Origin of the sequence: Pseudomonas sp. NPDC086112 (assembly GCF_044746425.1) — a bacterium.
GTDB lineage: Bacteria > Pseudomonadota > Gammaproteobacteria > Pseudomonadales > Pseudomonadaceae > Aquipseudomonas.
Genome location: NZ_JBIVCD010000060.1, coordinates 13,713 through 16,188 on the forward strand (window position 1 = coordinate 13,713; position 2,476 = coordinate 16,188).

The following is a 2,476-nucleotide window of genomic DNA, read 5'->3' on the forward strand; positions in this document are numbered from 1 at the left end:
CATGGAGTACTTGCACACCATTGCGGCCAGGGTCGGCATCTTGGCAACCAGGCGGATCGCGGAGATGTCGCGATGCTGCGGGTTATTGATGTCGAGGGAGTCGTGGTAGAAGGCCGAGAGGGCACCCACTACGCCGCACATGACGGCCATCGGGTGGGCGTCGCGACGGAAGCCGTTGAAGAAGGTCTTCAATTGCTCGTGAACCATGGTGTGGTTCTTCACGGTGCCGACGAACTGGGCCTTTTGTTCTGCGGTCGGCAATTCGCCATTGAGCAGCAGATAGCAGGTTTCCAGGTAGTCCGACTTTTCAGCCAGCTGTTCGATCGGGTAGCCGCGGTGCAGCAGAATGCCGTTGTCGCCGTCGATATAGGTGATCTTCGACTCGCAGGAGGCAGTCGACATGAAACCAGGGTCAAAGGTGAAACGGCCCGTGGCCGTCAGGCCCCGAACGTCGATAACATCGGGACCAACGGTGCCGGTTAAAATGGGCAGCTCGACGGGGGCTGCGCCCTCGATGATCAACTGCGCTTTTTTGTCAGCCATGTGGCCTCCTATTTATGCTTGAAATCATCAGACAGACCCCCCACGCAGGGCCCGCACCACTATAGTGAGATAAATTCGAATGTCAATTTGCCTAAAGTCTTGCTCCAGAAGGCTTTAACCGGACTTTTTCCTCGAAATTGACTGCCATTTACGCCTTTTATCTCACTTGTGCAATCAGCTATTAGGGGAAGGTGTACGCGTTGTCATTAGTAGCCTAACTGTCTATACTCGGCCACCGACCGCCAGGGGCTTTTGGGCCTGCTTTATTGGGGGTCGCATCCCTGGGTGGTGGTTACCTGACCAGTGCACTCCCCAACAACTTTGCCCTGATTGTTAGGGGCTCTTCAGTGTGAAAAAAAGCCGTGAAAAGCCAACGACCTGTAAACCTAGACCTAAGGACCATCAAACTCCCCATCACCGGCGTTACGTCGTTTCTTCACCGTGTTTCCGGCATCATCCTCTTCCTGGGGCTTGGCTTCATGCTTTATGCATTGGGCAAGTCTCTGGGTTCCGAGGAAGGTTTTGCCGAGGTGAAGGCATGCTTGACCAGCCCGCTGGCCAAGTTCGTAGCATGGGGCCTCCTGTCCGCTCTTCTGTATCACCTGGTAGCCGGTGTGCGCCATTTGATTATGGATATGGGCATCGGTGAGACGCTGGAAGGCGGCAAACTGGGCTCGCAAATCATTATCGCCGTATCTGCGGTGTTGATCGTTCTGGCGGGAGTTTGGATATGGTAACCAGCGTTACGAACCTGTCGCGTTCGGGCCTCTATGACTGGATGGCACAGCGTGTGTCTGCGGTCGTTCTCGCGGCTTATTTCATCTTCCTGATCGGATACCTCGTTGCGAATCCTGGCATTGGCTACACCCAATGGCACGAACTGTTCGCAAGCAACTGGATGCGTATCTTCAGTCTGCTGGCCCTTGTAGCCCTGGGCGCTCACGCCTGGGTCGGCATGTGGACTATCGCGACTGACTACCTGACGCCGATGGCGCTGGGCAAGTCCGCGACTGCAGTACGTTTCCTTTTCCAGGCAGTATGCGGCGTAGCTATGTACGCTTACATCGTCTGGGGTGTGCAGATTCTCTGGGGTATCGGATCCATGGCTAACATTCCAACGATTTCTTTCGACGCCATCATTATTGGTGGCGGCGGTGCCGGCATGCGCGCAGCGCTGCAACTGGCACAAGGCGGTCACAAGACTGCCGTGATCACCAAGGTTTTCCCGACCCGTTCGCACACCGTATCGGCCCAGGGTGGCATCACCTGCGCCATCGCGTCCGCTGATCCGAACGATGATTGGCGCTGGCACATGTACGATACCGTCAAGGGTTCCGATTACATCGGTGACCAGGACGCTATCGAATACATGTGTCAGGAAGGCCCGGCTGCAGTTTTCGAACTGGACCACATGGGTCTGCCGTTCTCCCGTACCGAACAGGGCCGCATCTACCAGCGTCCATTCGGCGGTCAGTCGAAGGATTACGGTAAAGGTGGCCAGGCCGCCCGTACCTGTGCCGCGTCCGACCGTACCGGTCACGCGCTGCTGCACACCCTTTATCAGGGCAACCTGAAAGCCGGCACCACGTTCCTTAACGAGTACTACGCTGTTGATCTGGTGAAGAACCAGGACGGCGCATTCGTCGGCGTGATTGCCATCTGCATCGAAACCGGCGAAACCACCTACATCCGCGCCAAGGCTACCGTACTGGCCACCGGCGGTGCAGGTCGTATCTACGCTTCGACCACCAACGCCCTGATCAATACCGGTGACGGCGTTGGTATGGCGCTGCGTGCCGGCGTACCGGTACAAGACATCGAAATGTGGCAGTTCCACCCGACCGGCATCGCCGGCGCCGGTGTACTGGTTACCGAAGGTTGCCGTGGTGAAGGTGGTTACCTGATCGACAATCACGCCGAGCGTGTCATCTAG

At 56.9% G+C, this 2,476-nt stretch carries 2 protein-coding genes and 2 pseudogenes; 3 read left to right on the forward strand and 1 reads right to left on the reverse strand.

Annotated elements, in window-relative coordinates:
- Positions 1 to 543 (reverse strand): citrate/2-methylcitrate synthase (locus ACIPLA_RS26675; protein WP_401177327.1); only part of this gene is annotated, 543 nt, incomplete at its 3' end.
- 362 nt (positions 544 to 905) lie between these two features.
- On the opposite strand from ACIPLA_RS26675, the gene sdhC reads away from it, so the two are divergent.
- From sdhC to ACIPLA_RS26690, 3 genes and pseudogenes are all read left to right on the forward strand, one after another.
- Complete coding sequence (sdhC, locus tag ACIPLA_RS26680) at positions 906 to 1,280, forward strand: succinate dehydrogenase, cytochrome b556 subunit (RefSeq protein ID WP_032830362.1); 375 nt, start codon at positions 906 to 908, stop codon at positions 1,278 to 1,280.
- A pseudogene (gene sdhD, locus ACIPLA_RS26685) lies at positions 1,274 to 1,639 on the forward strand (succinate dehydrogenase, hydrophobic membrane anchor protein); the annotation flags it as partial. The gene sdhC and the pseudogene sdhD, both read left to right, overlap by 7 nt.
- Before the next feature lie 6 nt (positions 1,640 to 1,645).
- Positions 1,646 to 2,476, forward strand: a pseudogene (locus ACIPLA_RS26690) (FAD-binding protein); the annotation flags it as partial.